Origin of the sequence: Polaromonas sp. UC242_47 (assembly GCF_044452385.1) — a bacterium.
GTDB lineage: Bacteria > Pseudomonadota > Gammaproteobacteria > Burkholderiales > Burkholderiaceae_C > Polaromonas.
In genome coordinates, this window is record NZ_JBIOAO010000001.1 from 1,410,521 (window position 1) to 1,427,343 (window position 16,823).

A 16,823-nucleotide genomic window follows, 5' to 3' on the forward strand; every position below is an offset into this window, starting at 1 on the left:
CCTGGCTTATTCGAGCAATTGCGCCAGGGTGTGCGCAACGATTCGGTTGGAGAGCAGGACGGGGCGTGCAGAGGCGTCGGCAACGGCGTCCCGCATGGCTTGTGCGTAACCCATGCAGTGCATCACGATCAGGTCGCAGTCGGCCAGTTCGCGGCCCGCCCGGGCGAGCGCCTCGGCGGCGCGTGAGGGGTTCGACTCATAGGGCGAGGCATGGGCCAGCCGCAGCTCGCATGGCAGTGTCTGCGCCAGATGGAAAGTCTCCAGTTGCGCTGCCAAAGGCACCATGACGCCAATGCGCCGACAGTGGTGGGCGAGGGCGGCCATGGTCTGGTCGACCACCTGCTGCGGCTCGATGACCAGGGTCTGCAGCGCAGGGATGGCCGTGCCGGTGCATAGCGGCACGAGCAGGTCGTACCCTTGTGTGTCGGCTTCGCGCATGATGTGTGCCAGTCGCGCCTCCGTGCTCTCCTTGTCCAGCTCGATCGATCCGCCATCGCGCAGGCGGGTGGCGAAGCGATGAGCGCCGGCGCGCGGAGAGAGCGCCTGGCGCGCTGCCGCGTCGAGGGTGTCGAGCGCGCCATACTCGTCGATCTGCACGTGTTGCCCCAGGTGGCGCGCCATTTCCGGCACGACATCGGAACGAGGCGATTCGCCAATCGTGAAGAAGGCGATACGGCGATGGCCTTGGCTTGTGGTTCTCATGCCTGACCTGCCCGGCTGTTGCCGACCGTCTGCAGATGCGCCAGCGACCCGTAACGTGCCTGCAGTTCAGCCCAATGTTCTTCGTTCACGAAATGAAGCGTGCGTTGGCCGAACAGCTTGGCCACTTCGATGCAGAAACGCATGGCCACGTCGGCATCCCACGCGTTGGTCACCCCGGTGGCGCAGCCGGGCACCGTGGACTGTGCTGTCAAGGCCACGCCGACCACGGGGGCGTCGGTCGCGATGGCGGGCTGCATGATCGAATTCACATGCGGCAAGCCGTTTTCGTACGGCGTGATGTCCTGCGTGGTCAGCGGCAAGGTCACCGGGAGTTCGCCGCTGACCCAACTCATCACGTCGAGAAGCATCTCGGGAATCGGCAGCAGCCAGCCTTGCTTGGCCACGGGTGTCAGCGCCACGCCACGGTGATTGACGAGCCGGTTGCCACGCGTCGTGTCCACCGACAGGATGGCGTCCATGCGTGGATCGACTTCATGGGACATCATCTCTTGCATGGGAAATGGCGAGCGCATCATGGGGACCGGGTGATGCGGGCGTGTGCTCGCACGCGGGCAAATGTGGGTGTGGATATGCACGCTGCCCGGCAGCGTATCGCCACGCCGGGCCATGTCCAGCAACTTGGCGGCAGCGCCCAGAGCCACGATGGCGCCGTCGCTGTCCGAGACCAGGCCGAGCATGGTGGGCCGCGCACCGATGCCACCCAGGCGGCCGACAATGCCCAGCCTTGGCGCGGTCGGATCAAGCCCCGGCACTTCGATGGACAGGAAGTCGGTGGCGGCCTCGCCGCGTTCGAGTCGGGTGACCTTGACATGGCAGTCGCCGATGTCACGCAAGTATTGCGCGACCGCTTCCCCCGTGACATGCGCAGAGGACAACAATTCGATGATGTCAGAGATGTGTTTCATAGGAAGTGCTCCAGAGGGCCGGGTTGCAGAGGGCGGGGTGTTTCCTGTCCCACGAACAGGCGCGCCGGCGAATCGCCGAGCAGCGTGTGGGCCGTGCCTTGCACGTGCAAGCCTGTTCCTTCGGGCAGCGCCAGCACGGGGACGTCCGGGTGCAGCGTGCAAAACTCGCGCAGACGCTGCATGCGCGTTTCGCCCCGGTGACCGGGGGGATGCGCCTCGGTGTAATGCGGATTGATCTGGAATGGCACCAGGCCCAGGGCATCGAGGCCCTCGGGGTCGACAATAGGCATGTCGTTGGTGGTGCAGACCGTGGGACAAGCGAGGTTCGCTCCGGCACTCCATCCGAGATAGGCGGCAGCGTCCGAGCGCATGCGCGCGGCCACGGCGCCCAGCAATTGGCGCTGCCGCATGTGCCGCAGCAGCGCAAACGTGTTGCCGCCGCCCACGATGAACAGCTGCGCCTTGTTGGCGGCCTCCACGGGGTCCGGTTCGCGGTGCAGCGATCTGACACGCAGCCCAAGCGGCTGCAGCGCCTGTGCCACCAGCGCCTCGTAATCATCCCAGCTGCGCGTGACGCCTGCGAACGGGATGAACACGGCCTCGCCATCACCGCGCTGGCTGGCGGCCCAGGCGTCGATATAGGGCAGGGCGTAGGTGAGATAACCAGCCTCGCTGCTGGAATTGCTCAGGAGCAGAAGGTTCATGAGAGTCCAGGGGTGATGCGGCCATGTCCGGCCATGTGGGGCGAATCCGATGCGTCAGATAACCAGAACCCGTCGTTAAGACGCCGACCCAGGGCGCTGACCTCGTCCAGGACGAGGTGGCGCAAGGCGTCGACTTTGCCTGAGCCGGCTTGCAGACTTGAAACAAACGAAATGCACAGGCCTCTTAGCTCACCGTCTTGCGGGTTGCGCACCGCCGCTGCCACGGCGCCGATGCCGGGCATGGCCCCGTCGATCACGAGCGCATGCCGGTCAAGGGTCGCTTGCGCCACGCACTGCGCCAGATCGGCAACCGTCCGCAGTCCGGCTTGGCTGGAGGCGGGCAGGTTGGCGGCAGGGTCCCGACCGTAGAGGGTCTCGAATTCGGCCGGACTGAGGCGCGACAACAAAGCCCGTCCCATGGCCGTTCCCGCTGCGGCACGGCGCGACCCGGGCGACGACAGCACTTGGACGGGGAAGGAGCCGTTCAGGCGCTGCAGCACAACCGTCTCCGCATCGACCAGTGTTGACAGATAGGCGGTCAGGCCGCTGTGCTCCGACAGGCGTTCAAGCACTTCGCGGCACGCGACGTCCAGCGGTGTGGCGGCATACGCGGCTTGGGCCGCCTGCCCGAGCAATGCGCCCGCCCGGTATCGCCGGGTGACCGGGTGTTGGTCGAGCAGGCCATAGCGGACCATTTGATTGAGCAGGTGTGATGCCGAGCTCTTGGGCAGCGACAAATGGGCGGCGGCCTCGGTGAAGCTGAGATCCGTGATGCCGCCGGCATAGAGCTGCAGTGTTCTTTGAACGTTTTCGAGAATGCTCATAGTTAGTTCGAAAAAATGGAACTATAGTTCGAGATTATCGATATTTTATGGATGACTATTTGTGTTGTCAAACAAAAGTCAAAACCTGGGGGCGCTGGGTTGGCGTCGTGCCTGTGACTTGGTGGGCGCGACCTCGGCAATGAGCTTGGTGTTGAATGCCGTCTCAGCCTGACCTGCAGTCTCCCGGAGACGCGCTGTTGGCCATCAAAAAGGCGCTAAAGAGCTGAGCCAACCTGAGACCGTCTCATGGGAAGGTGCGCGAGGGTTGTCAGCGCCGTTCGGGCTGTAGGTGGGTATTCCCTAGTTGCAGGATACAGTATACCGAATAAGCTCGCTTCACATTCTTGCCCAAAATAGATCCACACACTAGGCGCGATTGCGACGTGTGATGCCAGACGGGAGCCGGTGCCGTCGACTTCATGGGCTTGCGTGATGCGGTTTTGGCGACAAGGCGGTCAGCGTTGGCGCATGAACTGAACGTCGTGTTTTTGACACTGAAAATCAGCAGCTTAGGAGCAAGTGAGATGTCCCAGTTTTCATTTTTCATTCGGTGTGTCGTGCGTGTCTTGATGGTAGCGGGCGCCACCATGGTTGCTACGGGGCCGGCCTTGGCGCAGACGGCAACGGTTGAGCCGGCGCGGACCAAGGTCCGTTACGAAGAGGTGGTGCGCTCGGTGTTGTACCTGCCGGTCTACGTGGCACTGAACCAGGGTTATTTCAAGGAGGTTGGCCTGGACGTTGGCCTCAAGACCTCGCAGGGAACCGACAAGGGTATGGCCGCGCTGTTGTCGGGCAGTGCCGACATCGTTTTGATCGGGCCAGAGGCCACCATTTACGTGGCTAACAGCGAGTCGCCGGTCAAACCCAAGATATTTTCCGGCCTCACGGCAACCGACGGCTTCCTGCTGATGACGCGCAAACCCGTGGAAAAATTCGAATGGGCCATGCTCAAAGGCAAGACCGTCATGGCTTTTCGCCCGGGTTCCAATCCCGATGTATTTCTGGAAGCGGCCATGCGCAAGCACGGCCTGGACCCAAAGCGCGACTTGAAGCTGGTCAACAACATCGGTCCGGCGGCACGCACCGGGGCCTGGATGTCGGGGCAGGCCGATTTCGGTATCTTCCTGGAGCCAGAGGCCACGATTATCGAGCAGTCAGGGCAAGGCCGCGTCGTAGCGTCCGTTGGTCGGGAAGTGGGGGCGGTGGATTACACGGTGTTCACGGCGACCGACGCTTTCCTCAAGCGTAGCCCAGGTGTGGCCCAGGCGTGGACGAATGCGGTGGTACGCGCGCAGAAGTACGTCGCCTCGGCTCCTGCCGCGGACCTGGCCAAGCACATCTCCGAGTATTTTCCGGGCGTGAAACAGGCAGAGTTGGTCAGCGCCGTGGATCGATATCGGGGCATCGGGCTTTGGAAGACCAATCCCACGGTCGAACGCTTTGCGATCGAGTCACTGCAGGATATGTTGGTAGCCAGCGGTGTCCTGGATCAGGGCAAACGCGTCAAGTACGAGCAAATTGTCATCAATGACTTCGCGGCAACAGCCAAGTGATGCAAACGAGTCTCGTCAACAGTGCCCCGGCCGAGGCGGCCTTGTCCGCGGTGCACCCACGCATCCAAATTCGCGATGTCTCGCTGCGCTACTTCACCCATGAAGGGGAAACACAAGCGCTCGACAGGATATCCCTGGAGGTCGCCGCAGGGGAGTTCGTCAGCCTCATCGGCCAATCCGGCTGCGGCAAGAGCACTTTGCTGTCGATCATCGCGGGCATTCTCGAGCCTTCTTCGGGCAGCGTGCTCGTCGACGGCAAGCCCGTTACGGGTCCCTCGCAACGCATTGGCTACATGCTGCAGCAGGACTACCTCTACGAATGGCGCACCATCCTGGATAACGCCGTTCTTGGTGCGCAGATCCAGCGGCGCGACATGAAGCAGGCACGTGAGCGCGCGGCGGACCTGCTTCACAAGTGCGGCATGGGGGACTTCCTGCACCACTATCCGCGTCAACTCTCCGGCGGCATGCGCCAGCGGGTCGCTCTGGCCCGCACACTTGTGACGGAGCCGGATGTGGTGCTCCTCGACGAGCCCTTCAGCGCGCTTGACTCACAAACGCGCCTTGCCATCGCCGACGAAGTGGTGGACGTGCTGCGCAGCGAAGGCAAGTCGGTCGTGCTGGTCACGCACGATATAGGGGAAGCGATCGCGATGGCCGATCGCGTGGTTGTTCTTTCCCGGCGGCCGGGCCGCATCAAGTCCCAGCATCTGATGCGCTTCCCAAGCCACGGCGTCGGGCACCCCAGTCCCTTTGAGGTCCGCACCTTGCCGGAATTCAATAGTTTTTTCAGTACCTTGTGGGACGAGTTGGACGTGCACGTGGAGGGCTGATCGCCATGACAAACACCGCAAAAGTACGGCCGTCAACGAGCGTCAAGCTTACGACGACCGGTCAGACCGGGAAACCAAAAAACATGACGCTGGGGGCGCTTTCAGGTGCTTGATTCCACGTTTGGCGTGATCCCCTATGTGGCGGTTCACCGTCCCCGATCTCGCTGCTGTGCGGCAACGTGTCACAGACGCGTCTGGACTGCGCAGTGCGGGCTGGCCTATCTGGCCCACCTGAGCCTATCCCAACCCGCGGCCTGTGTAAGGGCCGCATATTTTCGAAGAGCATCAAAATGAAAATCTTCCAGAAACTGACAGTCGTCGCGGCGCTATTTTTCAGCGCCAGCATTGCACTGGCCGATGGCTATCCGGACAAGGCCGTTCGCGTGGTCGTCACAACTGTTCCGGGTCCCCTGGATGCGTTCGCTCGCGCCGTGCTCGCGCACGTCCAGACGCGACTGAAGCAACCGTTCGTCATCGACAACAAGCCCGGTGCGGGAGGCAATCTCGGCGCGGACATGGTCGCGAAATCACGCGCAGATGGCTACACCTTGCTGTTCGCTCTCGACACCACCTTTACTGTCAATCCGGCGCTCTACAAGAAAATGCCCTTTGACCCAGTGAAAGATTTCGTGCCGATCGCTGTGCCGGTGACTTACAGCCAGGCGCTTGCCGTCAATCCAAGCAGCAAGGCCCACTCGCTGGCGGAATTCGTCAAGCAGGCCAAGACCCTCAAGATGACCTACGCAACCGGTGGCAATGGTTCGCCGAGCCATCTGACGATGGCCGCCTTCATGGCTGCCGCAGGGATTGAAATGACCCACATTCCGTACAAGGGGACTGGCGCGTCGGTTATCGACGTGATGGGGGGGCAGGTGGATTCCGTGTTCGCCGTTGGCAGCGGAATCCTTCCGCAGGCGAAGGCCGGAAAATTGCGGGCACTGGCGGTGTCCGGTGGCCAGCGTTCCCCGGCTGCCCCCGATCTGCCAACGGTGGCCGAATCAGGCTACCCGGGCTTCAATGCCAGCTTCGCCTATGCCTTCATGGCACCGGCAGGAACGCCGGACGAGATCGTTCAACTGCTCGCTCGGGAGGTGGCGCTTGCCATGAACAGTCCTGAAATCCGAGAATTGAATCGCCTGGCTGATTACACGGCGACGAACCTGTCGCAGCAGCAGTCTGCAACGTGGTTGCAGGATGCGCGCAAGCAATGGGCGGATCTGATCGTCAAGGCCAAGATCACGATGGATTGAGCCTGCGCACGGTGGTCGGGCTGAAACGAGCGTGGTTGGGATGCTGTATTACATATACAAACGTCACATTTGGGGACACGCCGACCATGCCCCAACGCATCTTTCTCTTGAATGTCTGTCCATAGGAATCACCAATGACTGAGCTATTGAATCGAGACGCACTACACGCCGGGATAGAGAGCGCGATCAAGGAGAAAAGTGCCGGACTTCTGTCAGGAATGGCCAGTCCGCGCAACGCTGCTGCTGAACGCGCACATGCGACCGGTGCCCCCCTGTGCAGCTCAACAGCCAAGGTGCCCAGCCCCGGCTATCGTGCGTGGCTGGCCAAGGAAACAAGCAGGAAGCGCTGGATTCTTGCATCCCGCATCATGCTGTTGAGCGTTTTCTTGGGGCTGTGGGAGTTCCTCGCGAAGTCCCACATCGTCAACCCCATGCTGACGAGCTACCCAGTGCACTATGGCCCACCTTTTTGGACTTGCTGCGCAACGGTGATCTGCTGCGCCATACCTGGGCCACATTCCAGGCCACCCTGGTCGGTTTCGTCTTGAGCATGACCATTGGCATCGCCGTGGCCGCCGGATTGTGGTGGTCCGGCTTCGCCTACAAGGTGCTGGATCCTTTCCTTGTTGTGGCCAATGCGCTGCCCAAGATTGCTTTCGTGCCGATCTTCTACATCTGGCTTGGCTCTGAGTACTCCGTGTATGGCATGGCGGTGGCGATTGCCGTATTCGTGACCATTATGGTCGTGTACGACGGTTTCCAGTCCATCGACCCCAACAAGATCAAGCTGGCCCGCATTCTGGGCGCGAGCCGTGCCCAAGTGCTTGCGATGGTCGTGCTTCCCGGAAGCGTGCCGACGCTTATTGCCGCTCTCAAAATGAACATCGGCTTGGCCTTGGTGGGCGTGATCGTTGGAGAGTTTCAGTCAGCCAGTTCGGGGTTAGGTTTCCTGATCGTCAATGGCAGCCAGGTGTTCAAGCTCAATATCGTCATGACTGCGATCACGGTGCTGGCCGCGCTTTCGGGTCTCATGTACCTGGTCATTGCCCGCCTCGAGGCCGCCACGGCCAGGCGCTACGGTTGAATCGCCTCCCACATACACAAGGACATACATGGAGTTTCCGCAATGGGTCGTTGACCGCGTCATCGCCCGACAAGGCTGCCTGCACCCCTATCCAACGCTGGAAGCCAACAAGACGGCTTTTGTCATCATTGACCTGCAGAACTACTACACGCAGCCCGGCTACCTCGGCGAGTGTGCTCCGGCGCGCGCGACCTTCGACGCGGTCAATCGGCTGGCCGATAGGGTGCGATCCATCGGGGGGCATGTGATCTGGGTGCAGACGAGCTCGGACGGCGCGGATCAGTTCTGGTCCCACCACCACGCCAAGATGCTCACACCGGAGCGTAGCGCGCGGCGCCTGCGGGAACTTGGCAGCAAGCATCCTGGCTTTGAGATCGCCCCGGGGCTCCATCCATCGCCCGATGACCTTCGGGTCGTCAAGCGTTGCTACAGCGCCTTGACACCGGGTTCATCCCGCCTCGACGAGGTCCTGAAAGAGCGAGGTGTCACCACCGTTCTTGTCGGCGGTACCGTGACCAATGTCTGTTGCGAATCCACGGCGCGCGACGCGATGATGATGGATTACGCGACCATCATGGTGGCGGATGCCCTGTCGGCTGTGACCCCCGAAGAACACACCCAGAGCCTGTACAACTGGATGCTCTTCTTCGGCGACGTTTTGCCAACGTGCGAAGTGATCAAGTGCCTGCGCTCCGCCGGAGAACGCCCTCAGTAGGTGCCCGGGTAGGCGCCACCATCGACCAGGAGGCTCTGGCCGGTGATGTAGCCGGCATGGATCGACGCGACGAAGGCGCACAGAGCACCGACCTCGTCGGGCTGACCGAAACGGCCTGCGGGGTTGTTCTCCCCACGCTCGCGCCAGAGATCCTCGAACGGGCGACCGGATTCCTGCGCCAGGTGCTCGACATGCCGACGCTGCGCGTCCGTGGCGAACACTCCTGGCAGCAGGTTGTTGATCGTGACGTTGTGGCGCACGGTCTGGCGCGCCAGGCCCGCGACAAAGCCGACCAGGCCGGAGCGCGCACCGTTGGACAGTCCCAGTTCCGCCTGCGGTGACTTCACGCTGCGCGACACGATGTTGACAACACGCCCGAAACCGCGCTCTATCATGGGATCAACTGTGCGGCGGATCATCTCGATCGGTCCGAGCATCATCGCGTCCAGCGCGCTGTGCCAGTCCGAAGGCGTCCAGTGGCGGAAATCACCGGGCGGGAATCCGTCGGCGTTGTTCACCAGGATGTCGGGGGTGGGGCAGGCCGCCAGGGCTGTGTTACGTCCCGTCTCGGTCGTGATGTCCGCCACCACGTAGCGCACTATGTGGGGTCCAAATCGGCTCAACTCCGCCGCCGTCTGCGCAAGCGGCGCCTCGCTGCGGGCCGCAATGCAAACCTGCACACCGGCCTCGGCCAAGTGGCGGGCACATGCGCGCCCCATGCCCTTGCTACCGCCAAACACCAGCGCCGTCTTGCCGGTAATACCAAGATCCATCGATGTATCCTGAGTGAAAAAACTGCGCCCGCTAAAGTGTTACGCGCACGCGAACTGGTCGGTAATCCAAACAATCGGGGAATCAGAAGAGCGCAACGGCCACTGCTGTGGATACAGTCAAACCGATAAGGACCGGCGGGGTCAGCACACGCACCAGGTCGAGGACCGAAACGCGGGCAAAACCGGCGACCGCGATCAGGGACGACCATGCGATCAGGGTGCCGCCACCGGTCCAGATGGCACCCATTTGCCCCACGGCCGCCAGCGTGGCCGAGCTCATGCCAGAGACCGGGGCCATAGCGCCTGCCAGTGCACCGGTGAGTGGCAGGCCGGAGAAACCCGAGCCGTCAACACCAGTGATCATGCCGACGATCAGCAGGCCGTAGGCCACGAACATCTTGCTGTGCGGGAGCCAGTCCTGGGCACCGCTCACCAGGTCGAACAGCAGGCTGGGCGTTTTGTCCGCAGCCATGCCCAAGATGGCGGAGGCTGTTTCGCTATTACCGAGGAAGAAGAAGCCGGCGATTGGCAGCACCGAACCCATGGCACGGAAAGCGAACACAAACCCTTCGGTGATGTGGTTGGCACTTTCTTCCAGCATGGCCTTGGGACCATGAAAGGCTAGGGTGGCGAAAAGCATCAGCATTGCGGCGGCACCGCCGACCAGCGAAGCCCCGGCGCCACCCTTCAGGTCCTGCAAGGGCACGCCGAGCTTGGGCAGCGCCATGATGGTGATGATGACAGCGAACACCAGCGGCGTGACGATGGCGAATACCTTGAACCACGTTTGGCGACTCTGGTCCACGCTGGCGATCTCACGGCGCAGGTCCTGCGTTGTCACTGGCGGTTCTTCGCGGCTGGTGCCTTTGGCAATCTCGAGCTTGTGCGCAGAGCCTTCGGTTTCGTATTCCGAACTGCTTTGCTGGCCCAGTGTCTGCCAGTTGGCGAGCAACTGCGGACTGGCTGCTTTGAACGACTTGCGATGGAAGACGAACACGAGGGTCAGGGCCACCAGGCCCGTGATCCAGGACAACACGAGCGCCCGGTCTGCGATCACCGCTGCAACCGCACCGGCTGCTTTGGCACTGATGCCGGGGGCCACGCCGATCACGTAGTCCGAAGACAGTGCCATGCCTTGGCCTGCGATGGCGATGGTGGCAGCACCCACCAATGGTGGCAGGCCGGCCGCGATGGCGGCGGGCAGCAGCACTGCACACACCAGCGGCACCGCTGGCGTGGGCCAGAAGAACAGCGAGATCATGTAGGTGATGGCGGCGAGGATAAGGTAGGACGTTGCGCCGTTTTTCATCAAGACCCGAAAGGGCTTGACCATCAGGATGTCCGACTTGAGTGCTTTGAGGGCGTTGAGCAAGGCGGTCATCAGGGCAATGACCAGGAAGATGTTAAACAGCTCCTTGGCGGCCACAAAACTGGCGCCAAAGATGCTGCCCACGGCGTCCAGGGGGTTGCCCGTCCAAGCCAGCACAACCAGGAATGTGGCGACGATGGAGGGGACCAGCACGTTGGCCCTGAACATCATGGTCACGATGATGAAGACCACTCCGATCAGGTAGGTCCAGTGCGCCGCGGTGAGGGTGACGGTTGATTCCATAGAGATGTCTTGTTGGGTTGAACACCCGACCCAGGGTCGGGACTTGATTGCGACACGACCGGTACTTCACGTAGTGGGGCAAGGCAGCCGCTCCGGGATCCTGTAGCCAGAGGCACCGTGGCGGTAACTGACTGCAGAACATCGATTTGGCTCGCTGCAATGAATCGTATACAGAATACTAAATTTAAAAAGTTGGGAGTTACCCTGCTTTTTTGTCAATTTTTTTCTGGCATTTTCAGAGGTCGACACATTTTCCGGCTACTTTTTGAAAGTTATTTGATGGCTTGTATACCGTTTTTGTGCATCATGACCGATTGCATCGATGAGTTGCATGGGCGTCCGAGTGGTACTGCCGCGTGTAGGTGGCGCAACGCGTCTGTTAAGCCAGCCGCCCCTGCCTGTACGGCATGGTCGGCGGTGGGTATGCCATTGGGAGATCGTCCTGTCAGCCCTGCTCGACCGGGGTGTTGATGTTTGGCTGATGATTGTGGGATACTTTATACAATCTGACGTGTATGCAAAGATCTTATCGCGTCGTGCCGAGTAGCTACTTCACTTAATGGTGGCCGGCTGGATCGTGCTGACGCTGTCCCGTACAAAGGAAGACACCCAATGAATCTGATTTCCCGAGACGAGCCCTGGGGCGTGGTAGGCGAGCGTCATATGGTGGCCACCGGCCACCCGCTGGCAGCTCAAGCGGCCGCCCAGATGCTGCGCGAAGGCGGCAGTGCGATTGACGCCGCTATCGCGGCAGACGCCGTGTTGGGTGTGGTTGAGCCGATGGCCACTGGAATCGGTGGCGACGTGCTGGCAATGGTCGTTCCTCCTGGCGTCGACCCCGTCAGTTACAACGGCACTGGTCGCGCGCCGGCCCATTTTTCCATGGATGGGCTCAATAGCCTGCCTGGCCACAGGATTCCAGAGCGGCACGGGCTTTCAGTCACAGTGCCCGGCGTGGTGCGTGGCTGGTACGACCTGCACAGCCGCTTCGGCCGCATGCCTTGGCCGCGCCTGTTTCAAGCCGCCATCCGGACCGCGCGCCAGGGCTTTCCTGTCGCTCCCGTGGCGGCGCGTGAATGGGCGCTGTTTGAGCCCGTTCTGCGTCTGGACCCAGTCAGCGCCGCGCTGTACCGGGCCGATGCGTTGCCCGGGGCCGGTGATACGTTTGCCAACCCGGAGCTGGCGGCAGTGCTGGAAGCGATTGCGAACGAAGGTCCCGACGCTTTTTACCTTGGTGCTTCCGCCGCCGCCGCTGAGCGCGCTGTGCAGCATCGCGGCGGCGCGTTGACTGCTCAGGACTTCGCGCGGCACAGCGGCCACTTCGCGGCCCCCGCCAGTGCCTGTTTTCGCGGCCTGACTGTGCTGGAATGCCCGCCCAATACTCACGGCGTGGCTGTGCTGCACGCGCTTGCGGCGCTGGATGCCTTGTCGCTGGATCCTGCCGATCCCGCCACCACGGTCAGCATGGTGGAGCACATGGAGCGCGCAATGCAGCATGCCAAGGAAACGGTGGCTGACCCGTCTGGCAACACGGTGTGCACCGTGGTGGTGGATGACAGCGGTCTGGCCGTGACGCTGATGAGTAGTATCTTCAAGCGCTTTGGCTCGGGAATCGTGGCGCCTGGATGCGGTTTTGTGTTGCAGAACCGGGGTTTTGGCTTCTCACAGCCCGGTCACATCAATGGCCCCGGCCCCGGCAAACGTCCGTATCACACGGTGGTGCCCGCGGCCGTTCTGAAAGAGGGGGCGTTCTACGCCGGCCTCGGCGTGGTCGGCGGCGCTATGCAGCCGCAGGGCCATGTGCAGCTCATCACCCGCCTGGCCGCCTGGAATCAACCCTTGCAGGCCGCCATCGACGCGCCGCGCTGGCGTTTGGAATCTGCTCGGGCGCTTGCGCTGGAAGCGGGCACGTCGCCCCAGGTCGCCAATGCGCTGCGGGCTGCAGGCTACCACGAGCCGCAAGAACTGGGCGAACTCGGTGGGCGTAGCGATTTTGGCGGAGCCCAGGTCGTGCTGCGCGATGCAAGGGGGCGGCTGATCGGCGGCTCGGACAGGCGCAAGGATGGCATGGCTCTGGCGGTCTGAGTCGATCCCATACAACATCCCTCGAAAGAGCTTTTACTCATCACGTTCAAGGTATGCGGCGTGGCAACATCACGCGCCATTCGACCGTTGTGGGTTGCCGCAGAACTGGATATTTCTGCGAGCGCATGCCGGTGCACTACGAAAACGAGATGCTGAAGACGCCGGACTATCTCGCGCTTAACCCGAATGGCGCCGTGCCGGCGATTGATGGCGACGGTTTGCTTTTGTTTGAATCTCTGGCCATCACCTGGCATCGGGCGCGTAACCGTCCCCGCGGTGGCTTGTGGCCCGGAAGTACTGGCGCTCAATTGCAACTGCTGCAATGGAGGCTGTAGACGGCCGCAGAAGTTGAGTTGCTGGCCCGCCAGTGGTTTTTCCACACCAGCTTTCTGTCTCGAGATAGTTTGGCGTTGGGTGGAGTAGGGTGTTCGAAGTGAGTTCCTGCGCCACGAACAGCCAGGTTGGCAAGGACAGGTAGATCATGGCATCGCCAATTCCCAGCAGGTCAGCGGCGTAACCACCCGGGAATCGCCCGAGACCAAGTAGGCGGAGAGGCGTGCGACACTGCTTTTGCTTGACAGTACAGGCACTGGCGGGAAGATTTTCGTAAGGTTGTTTGATTCAAACGGCATTCTGTATCCTGATAAAGAAATAAAATCAGTCACTACCGCTTTTTGGCGGCCCTCCGAACCCGATATAAACAGAGCATCCATGGATCAACACATCAAGGCCCCAAACGTGGGGGTTAGCCACTCGCCGCTGACCGATCTGGTCGTGAGCGCGCTGCGTGAGCGCATCCTCTCAGGCGACATGCCGCCTGGCGAACGGCTGGTGGAGGGTAAGCTTTCGGAGGAGTTGGGGGTGTCGCGTATGCCGGTACGCGAGGCCTTGCGGCAACTGGCTGCTGAAGGGTTGGTGACCATCGAGCCGCGGCGTGGCGCTTCGGTGACGAGCTTCAGCCCGCAGCAGATGCGCGAGTTGGTGGAGGTGCGGGCCACGCTGGAGGGCCTAAATGCCAAGCTGGCGGCGCAGCGGCACGACGACCAGCAGATCGCGGAGATGGAACGTATCCTGGAAGAAGGGACGCGGGCGTCTAACACCGGTGGGGATGATGCGGTCATGCTGAAAATGAACCAACGTTTTCACGACGCCTTGGGCAGTATCGCGGCCAACTCGATTCTGCAGGACATCATGCATTCGCTGCGCGATCGTACCGCGCTGCTGTTCGCGCCCATCAACCGCTCCCGTGGCCCTCAGAACTGGGAGGAGCACGCAGCCATCCTGCGTGCTGTGATTAAAGGCGATGCCGAGTTGGCCTCGCTGCTGGCGATGCGTCACGTGTACAACGCGGCGCAGATGGAGCCCTGAGTCGCTCCGGGGCCTGCGGTTCAGGCCCCCGATTGGATACGCTGCCAGGCCAGGCCGGCCAGGGCAATGTCTTCCAGGCCCACGCCCACCGATTTGTAGAGCGTGATTTCCTCATCATTTTGGCGACCGGGTGCCGCACCGGTTACTAGCGCACCCAGTTCCACCAGCTTGTCGGGCGACACCAACCCGGGCCGCGCCAGCACCAGATCGCCGGCTTCACGTAGGGTCTGAGGAATCCATTCCACCGCAATGCACGAGGCGCGTTCCAAGGCACGGTCGTCCAGCTCACGGGTGTGTGGCAGGCTGGAACCAATGGCTGCCACAAAGCAACCCGGCTTCAACTGATCGCCCGAGAACAGTGGTGTGGTGGAGCGCGAGGCCGTGACCACGATGTCTGCGTCTGCCACGGTTTCGCCAGCCTCGCACAGCCTGACCGGCGTGCCGCACTGTCGTTGCAGGTCGATGACCAGGTCCGGTGCTGCATAAGGATCGCAGACCCGGATTTCCTGGAGCTTGAAGGCCTGGGCCATCTGAATGGCGTGTGCACGTCCTTGCACGCCTGCCCCGAACAGCGCCAACTGTTGCGCCTGCGGGCGCGCCAGATGGCGTGCCGCGATCAGGCTGCAGGCGGCGGTGCGCAGGCGGGTGATGGCCCCGGCGTCAAATGACGCAAGCGCCCTGCCATCATCAGTGGAAAACAGCACGATGACAAAGGTGAATTGCCCCTTGATGGTGGTGTAGATCTTGGCGCCTGCCACCTTTTGTTCCGGTATGACGGCGCCGAGGGTGGAGAGCTTCACGCCTTCAGCCTCAGTCCGGATGCGCTCCTGCATCGCGGCGCGACCGCTGCCAAAGCTGCGGAAGGCGTCGAGCAGCACCTGCTGCGCGTCCTGAGGGCTCACGGCCTCATTGATCATGTCGTCGGTAATGTGTTGCATGGTGAGGAATTCAGGTGAGAGGGATGAGGAGGGGGCATCAAAGACGAGTCAGCGTCTGCACCAGGATGCCCAGCGCGCCGAAGGCGGCCAGGCCGAGCAGCATGGGCCGCAGCGACTGCTGGCGCATGAGAAATTTGAAGCGGCCGGAGAGCATGAAGCCGGTCACCATCCACGGCATGAGCAGCAAACTCAGCCAGATCTTGTCGGCGTCCATTCGCCCGACCAGAGTCAGAGCCGCCAAAGACAACGCCGCGCCTATGAAGAACACCGCGCCCAACGTGCCGCGCAGCCGATCTGCTGGCAGGTGTTGCATGGCAATGGCAAACGGCGGCGCACCGGCCGAGGTTATGGTGCCCATCAGGCCTGATGCCAGACCCGCCAGGGTGGTGTTGCGCCCGCTGTGTGCCACCTGCCAGCCTTTGAGGCTGAGGACCACGCCTGTCAGGATCAGTGCCGCGAACAACAGCGACAGGGTTTGCACTGACAGCAAGGCCATGCAGGCAGCGGCCAGGCCGGTGCCCAGCACCCGCCCCGCAATCGCTTGCCCCGCTGTGCGCCACTCGATGGCGTGGAACTCCCGCAGGCTGCTCATGAGTGCCAGCGGGCAGCTCAGTACAAGCAAGGGCCCGGGCACGAGTTCGGGAAAGAGCAGCGCTGCGATGGGCGCACAGAACATGGCAAATCCAAGGCCGCTGACGCCTTGCAGGCAGGCTCCGACCAGTACCATGGCGCCCATGCCCAGGTAGGTACTCCAGTTCAGGCCCAGCAGCAGGTCGGCTTCACTGCCTGTCATGACGCGGTCGACCAGGACACAGCCACGTCGCCGCGCAGGAAAGTCTGGCACGCCATGCGGTAACCCTCGGCGAGTTGCGCTTCGTTCAGGTGCTTGCGCTCTTTGGCTTTGACCTCGTCCGTGTGCTCAAGACCGCGTTCAATGAGGCATTTGCAGGTGCCGCACAGGCCGCCGCCACATTTGAATGGAATTCCGGCCTTTTCGCGCAGGGACACGCGCAGCAGGTTGCTGTTTTCCGGTGCTTCGACCTGCTTGTTGTCGTTGGTGATGAAGGTGACGTTGATCATGCTGCGGCTGGCGTTGGGAGGTTGAAAGATGCCGCGTCGCGCGGGATAAGGACTGTGTCCATGTCGCCGAAGGCGCACAGGTACTGCAGTTCGCGCCGTGCGCCTTCGATGTTCTCGAACTTCTCCAGAAACTTGGAGGGCACGTCATTGACCGTGACCGGCTCGGTTTCGTCGATCAGTCGAACCCGGGTTTCGCCCGTCAATTCGGCAATCAGGAAGCGGGCACGCAGCCGGCCGTAGAACACATAGTCGTAGGCTTCGACGGGGCGCAGGCTGGCGCCCACCTCTGTCCTGAATTGACCGGGTTTGCTCGTCAGGATCACATACATGGTGGTTCGGCTCCAGTGTTGATGAAACGGATGGGAGGGGGGGGGGC

The 16,823-nt window shown here is 62.0% G+C and carries 18 protein-coding genes; 8 read left to right on the forward strand and 10 right to left on the reverse strand.

All coding sequences use genetic code 11. The features are described from left to right. Positions 1 to 6: 6 nt before the first annotated feature. The 4 genes from ACHMXK_RS06950 to ACHMXK_RS06965 are packed head-to-tail and all read right to left on the reverse strand — an operon-like array spanning position 7 to position 3,156. Positions 7 to 702 (reverse strand): AroM family protein, encoded by a 696-nt coding sequence (locus ACHMXK_RS06950; protein ID WP_397438874.1) that lies wholly within the window; start codon positions 700 to 702, stop codon positions 7 to 9. Continuing rightward, positions 699 to 1,628: a DUF1177 domain-containing protein gene (locus tag ACHMXK_RS06955; RefSeq protein WP_397438876.1), complete on the reverse strand. Its 930-nt coding sequence runs from the start codon at positions 1,626 to 1,628 to the stop codon at positions 699 to 701. The genes ACHMXK_RS06950 and ACHMXK_RS06955 overlap by 4 nt, the downstream gene beginning before the upstream one ends. After that, complete coding sequence (pepE, locus tag ACHMXK_RS06960; protein ID WP_397438878.1) at positions 1,625 to 2,332, reverse strand: dipeptidase PepE; 708 nt, start codon at positions 2,330 to 2,332, stop codon at positions 1,625 to 1,627. The genes ACHMXK_RS06955 and pepE overlap by 4 nt, the downstream gene beginning before the upstream one ends. After that, positions 2,329 to 3,156 (reverse strand): IclR family transcriptional regulator, encoded by an 828-nt coding sequence (locus ACHMXK_RS06965; RefSeq protein ID WP_397438880.1) that lies wholly within the window; start codon positions 3,154 to 3,156, stop codon positions 2,329 to 2,331. Before ACHMXK_RS06965 ends, pepE begins: the two co-directional genes overlap by 4 nt. Before the next feature lie 524 nt (positions 3,157 to 3,680). Here ACHMXK_RS06965 and ACHMXK_RS06970 point away from each other — a divergent pair. The 5 genes from ACHMXK_RS06970 to ACHMXK_RS06990 all read left to right on the forward strand — a co-directional run bounded on the left by ACHMXK_RS06970 (position 3,681) and on the right by ACHMXK_RS06990 (position 8,591). Then, entirely contained in the window at positions 3,681 to 4,709 is a 1,029-nt protein-coding gene (locus tag ACHMXK_RS06970) for an ABC transporter substrate-binding protein (protein WP_397442461.1), read from the forward strand. Further along, positions 4,709 to 5,542, forward strand: coding sequence for an ABC transporter ATP-binding protein (locus tag ACHMXK_RS06975; RefSeq protein WP_397438882.1), 834 nt, complete (start codon positions 4,709 to 4,711; stop codon positions 5,540 to 5,542). Before ACHMXK_RS06970 ends, ACHMXK_RS06975 begins: the two co-directional genes overlap by 1 nt. A gap of 290 nt (positions 5,543 to 5,832) precedes the next feature. Then, positions 5,833 to 6,792, forward strand: a complete 960-nt coding sequence (locus tag ACHMXK_RS06980) for a Bug family tripartite tricarboxylate transporter substrate binding protein (protein ID WP_397438884.1) — start codon at positions 5,833 to 5,835, stop codon at positions 6,790 to 6,792. A 469-nt stretch (positions 6,793 to 7,261) separates the two neighbouring features. Next, positions 7,262 to 7,876, forward strand: coding sequence for an ABC transporter permease (locus ACHMXK_RS06985; protein WP_397438886.1), 615 nt, complete (start codon positions 7,262 to 7,264; stop codon positions 7,874 to 7,876). 28 nt (positions 7,877 to 7,904) lie between these two features. Further along, positions 7,905 to 8,591, forward strand: a complete 687-nt coding sequence (locus ACHMXK_RS06990) for a cysteine hydrolase family protein (protein WP_397438888.1) — start codon at positions 7,905 to 7,907, stop codon at positions 8,589 to 8,591. Here the strand turns inward: ACHMXK_RS06990 and ACHMXK_RS06995 are convergent. Both ACHMXK_RS06995 and ACHMXK_RS07000 read right to left on the reverse strand, forming a co-directional pair. Next, positions 8,585 to 9,364 carry an SDR family oxidoreductase gene (locus ACHMXK_RS06995; RefSeq protein WP_397438890.1) on the reverse strand — a complete coding sequence of 260 codons (780 nt, stop codon included), beginning with the start codon at positions 9,362 to 9,364 and terminating at the stop codon, positions 8,585 to 8,587. The genes ACHMXK_RS06990 and ACHMXK_RS06995 overlap by 7 nt on opposite strands. A gap of 82 nt (positions 9,365 to 9,446) precedes the next feature. After that, entirely contained in the window at positions 9,447 to 10,976 is a 1,530-nt protein-coding gene (locus ACHMXK_RS07000) for a hypothetical protein (RefSeq protein ID WP_397438892.1), read from the reverse strand. A 612-nt stretch (positions 10,977 to 11,588) separates the two neighbouring features. Between ACHMXK_RS07000 and ACHMXK_RS07005 the strand changes: the two genes are divergently transcribed. The 3 genes from ACHMXK_RS07005 (at position 11,589) to ACHMXK_RS07015 (ending at position 14,429) form a co-directional block, all read left to right on the forward strand. Next, positions 11,589 to 13,061, forward strand: a complete 1,473-nt coding sequence (locus tag ACHMXK_RS07005) for a gamma-glutamyltransferase family protein (RefSeq protein WP_397438894.1) — start codon at positions 11,589 to 11,591, stop codon at positions 13,059 to 13,061. A 125-nt stretch (positions 13,062 to 13,186) separates the two neighbouring features. Continuing rightward, a complete protein-coding gene (locus ACHMXK_RS07010) occupies positions 13,187 to 13,396 on the forward strand; it encodes a glutathione S-transferase family protein (RefSeq protein ID WP_397438896.1) in 210 nt (69 codons plus the stop codon). Positions 13,397 to 13,772: 376 nt separating this feature from the next. After that, positions 13,773 to 14,429 (forward strand): GntR family transcriptional regulator, encoded by a 657-nt coding sequence (locus ACHMXK_RS07015; protein ID WP_397438898.1) that lies wholly within the window; start codon positions 13,773 to 13,775, stop codon positions 14,427 to 14,429. A 20-nt stretch (positions 14,430 to 14,449) separates the two neighbouring features. Here the strand turns inward: ACHMXK_RS07015 and ACHMXK_RS07020 are convergent, their stop codons facing one another. The 4 genes from ACHMXK_RS07020 to ACHMXK_RS07035 are packed head-to-tail and all read right to left on the reverse strand — an operon-like array spanning position 14,450 to position 16,776. Beyond that, positions 14,450 to 15,367, reverse strand: a complete 918-nt coding sequence (locus tag ACHMXK_RS07020; RefSeq protein ID WP_397438901.1) for an ornithine cyclodeaminase family protein — start codon at positions 15,365 to 15,367, stop codon at positions 14,450 to 14,452. Between the two features lie 37 nt (positions 15,368 to 15,404). After that, positions 15,405 to 16,160: a sulfite exporter TauE/SafE family protein gene (locus ACHMXK_RS07025; RefSeq protein ID WP_397438903.1), complete on the reverse strand. Its 756-nt coding sequence runs from the start codon at positions 16,158 to 16,160 to the stop codon at positions 15,405 to 15,407. Continuing rightward, on the reverse strand, positions 16,157 to 16,447 hold the full coding sequence (locus tag ACHMXK_RS07030) for a 2Fe-2S iron-sulfur cluster-binding protein (RefSeq protein WP_397438905.1): 291 nt from the start codon (positions 16,445 to 16,447) through the stop codon (positions 16,157 to 16,159). The genes ACHMXK_RS07025 and ACHMXK_RS07030 overlap by 4 nt, the downstream gene beginning before the upstream one ends. Beyond that, entirely contained in the window at positions 16,444 to 16,776 is a 333-nt protein-coding gene (locus tag ACHMXK_RS07035) for a ferredoxin (RefSeq protein ID WP_397438907.1), read from the reverse strand. Before ACHMXK_RS07035 ends, ACHMXK_RS07030 begins: the two co-directional genes overlap by 4 nt. Between the last annotated feature and the right edge of the window lie 47 nt (positions 16,777 to 16,823).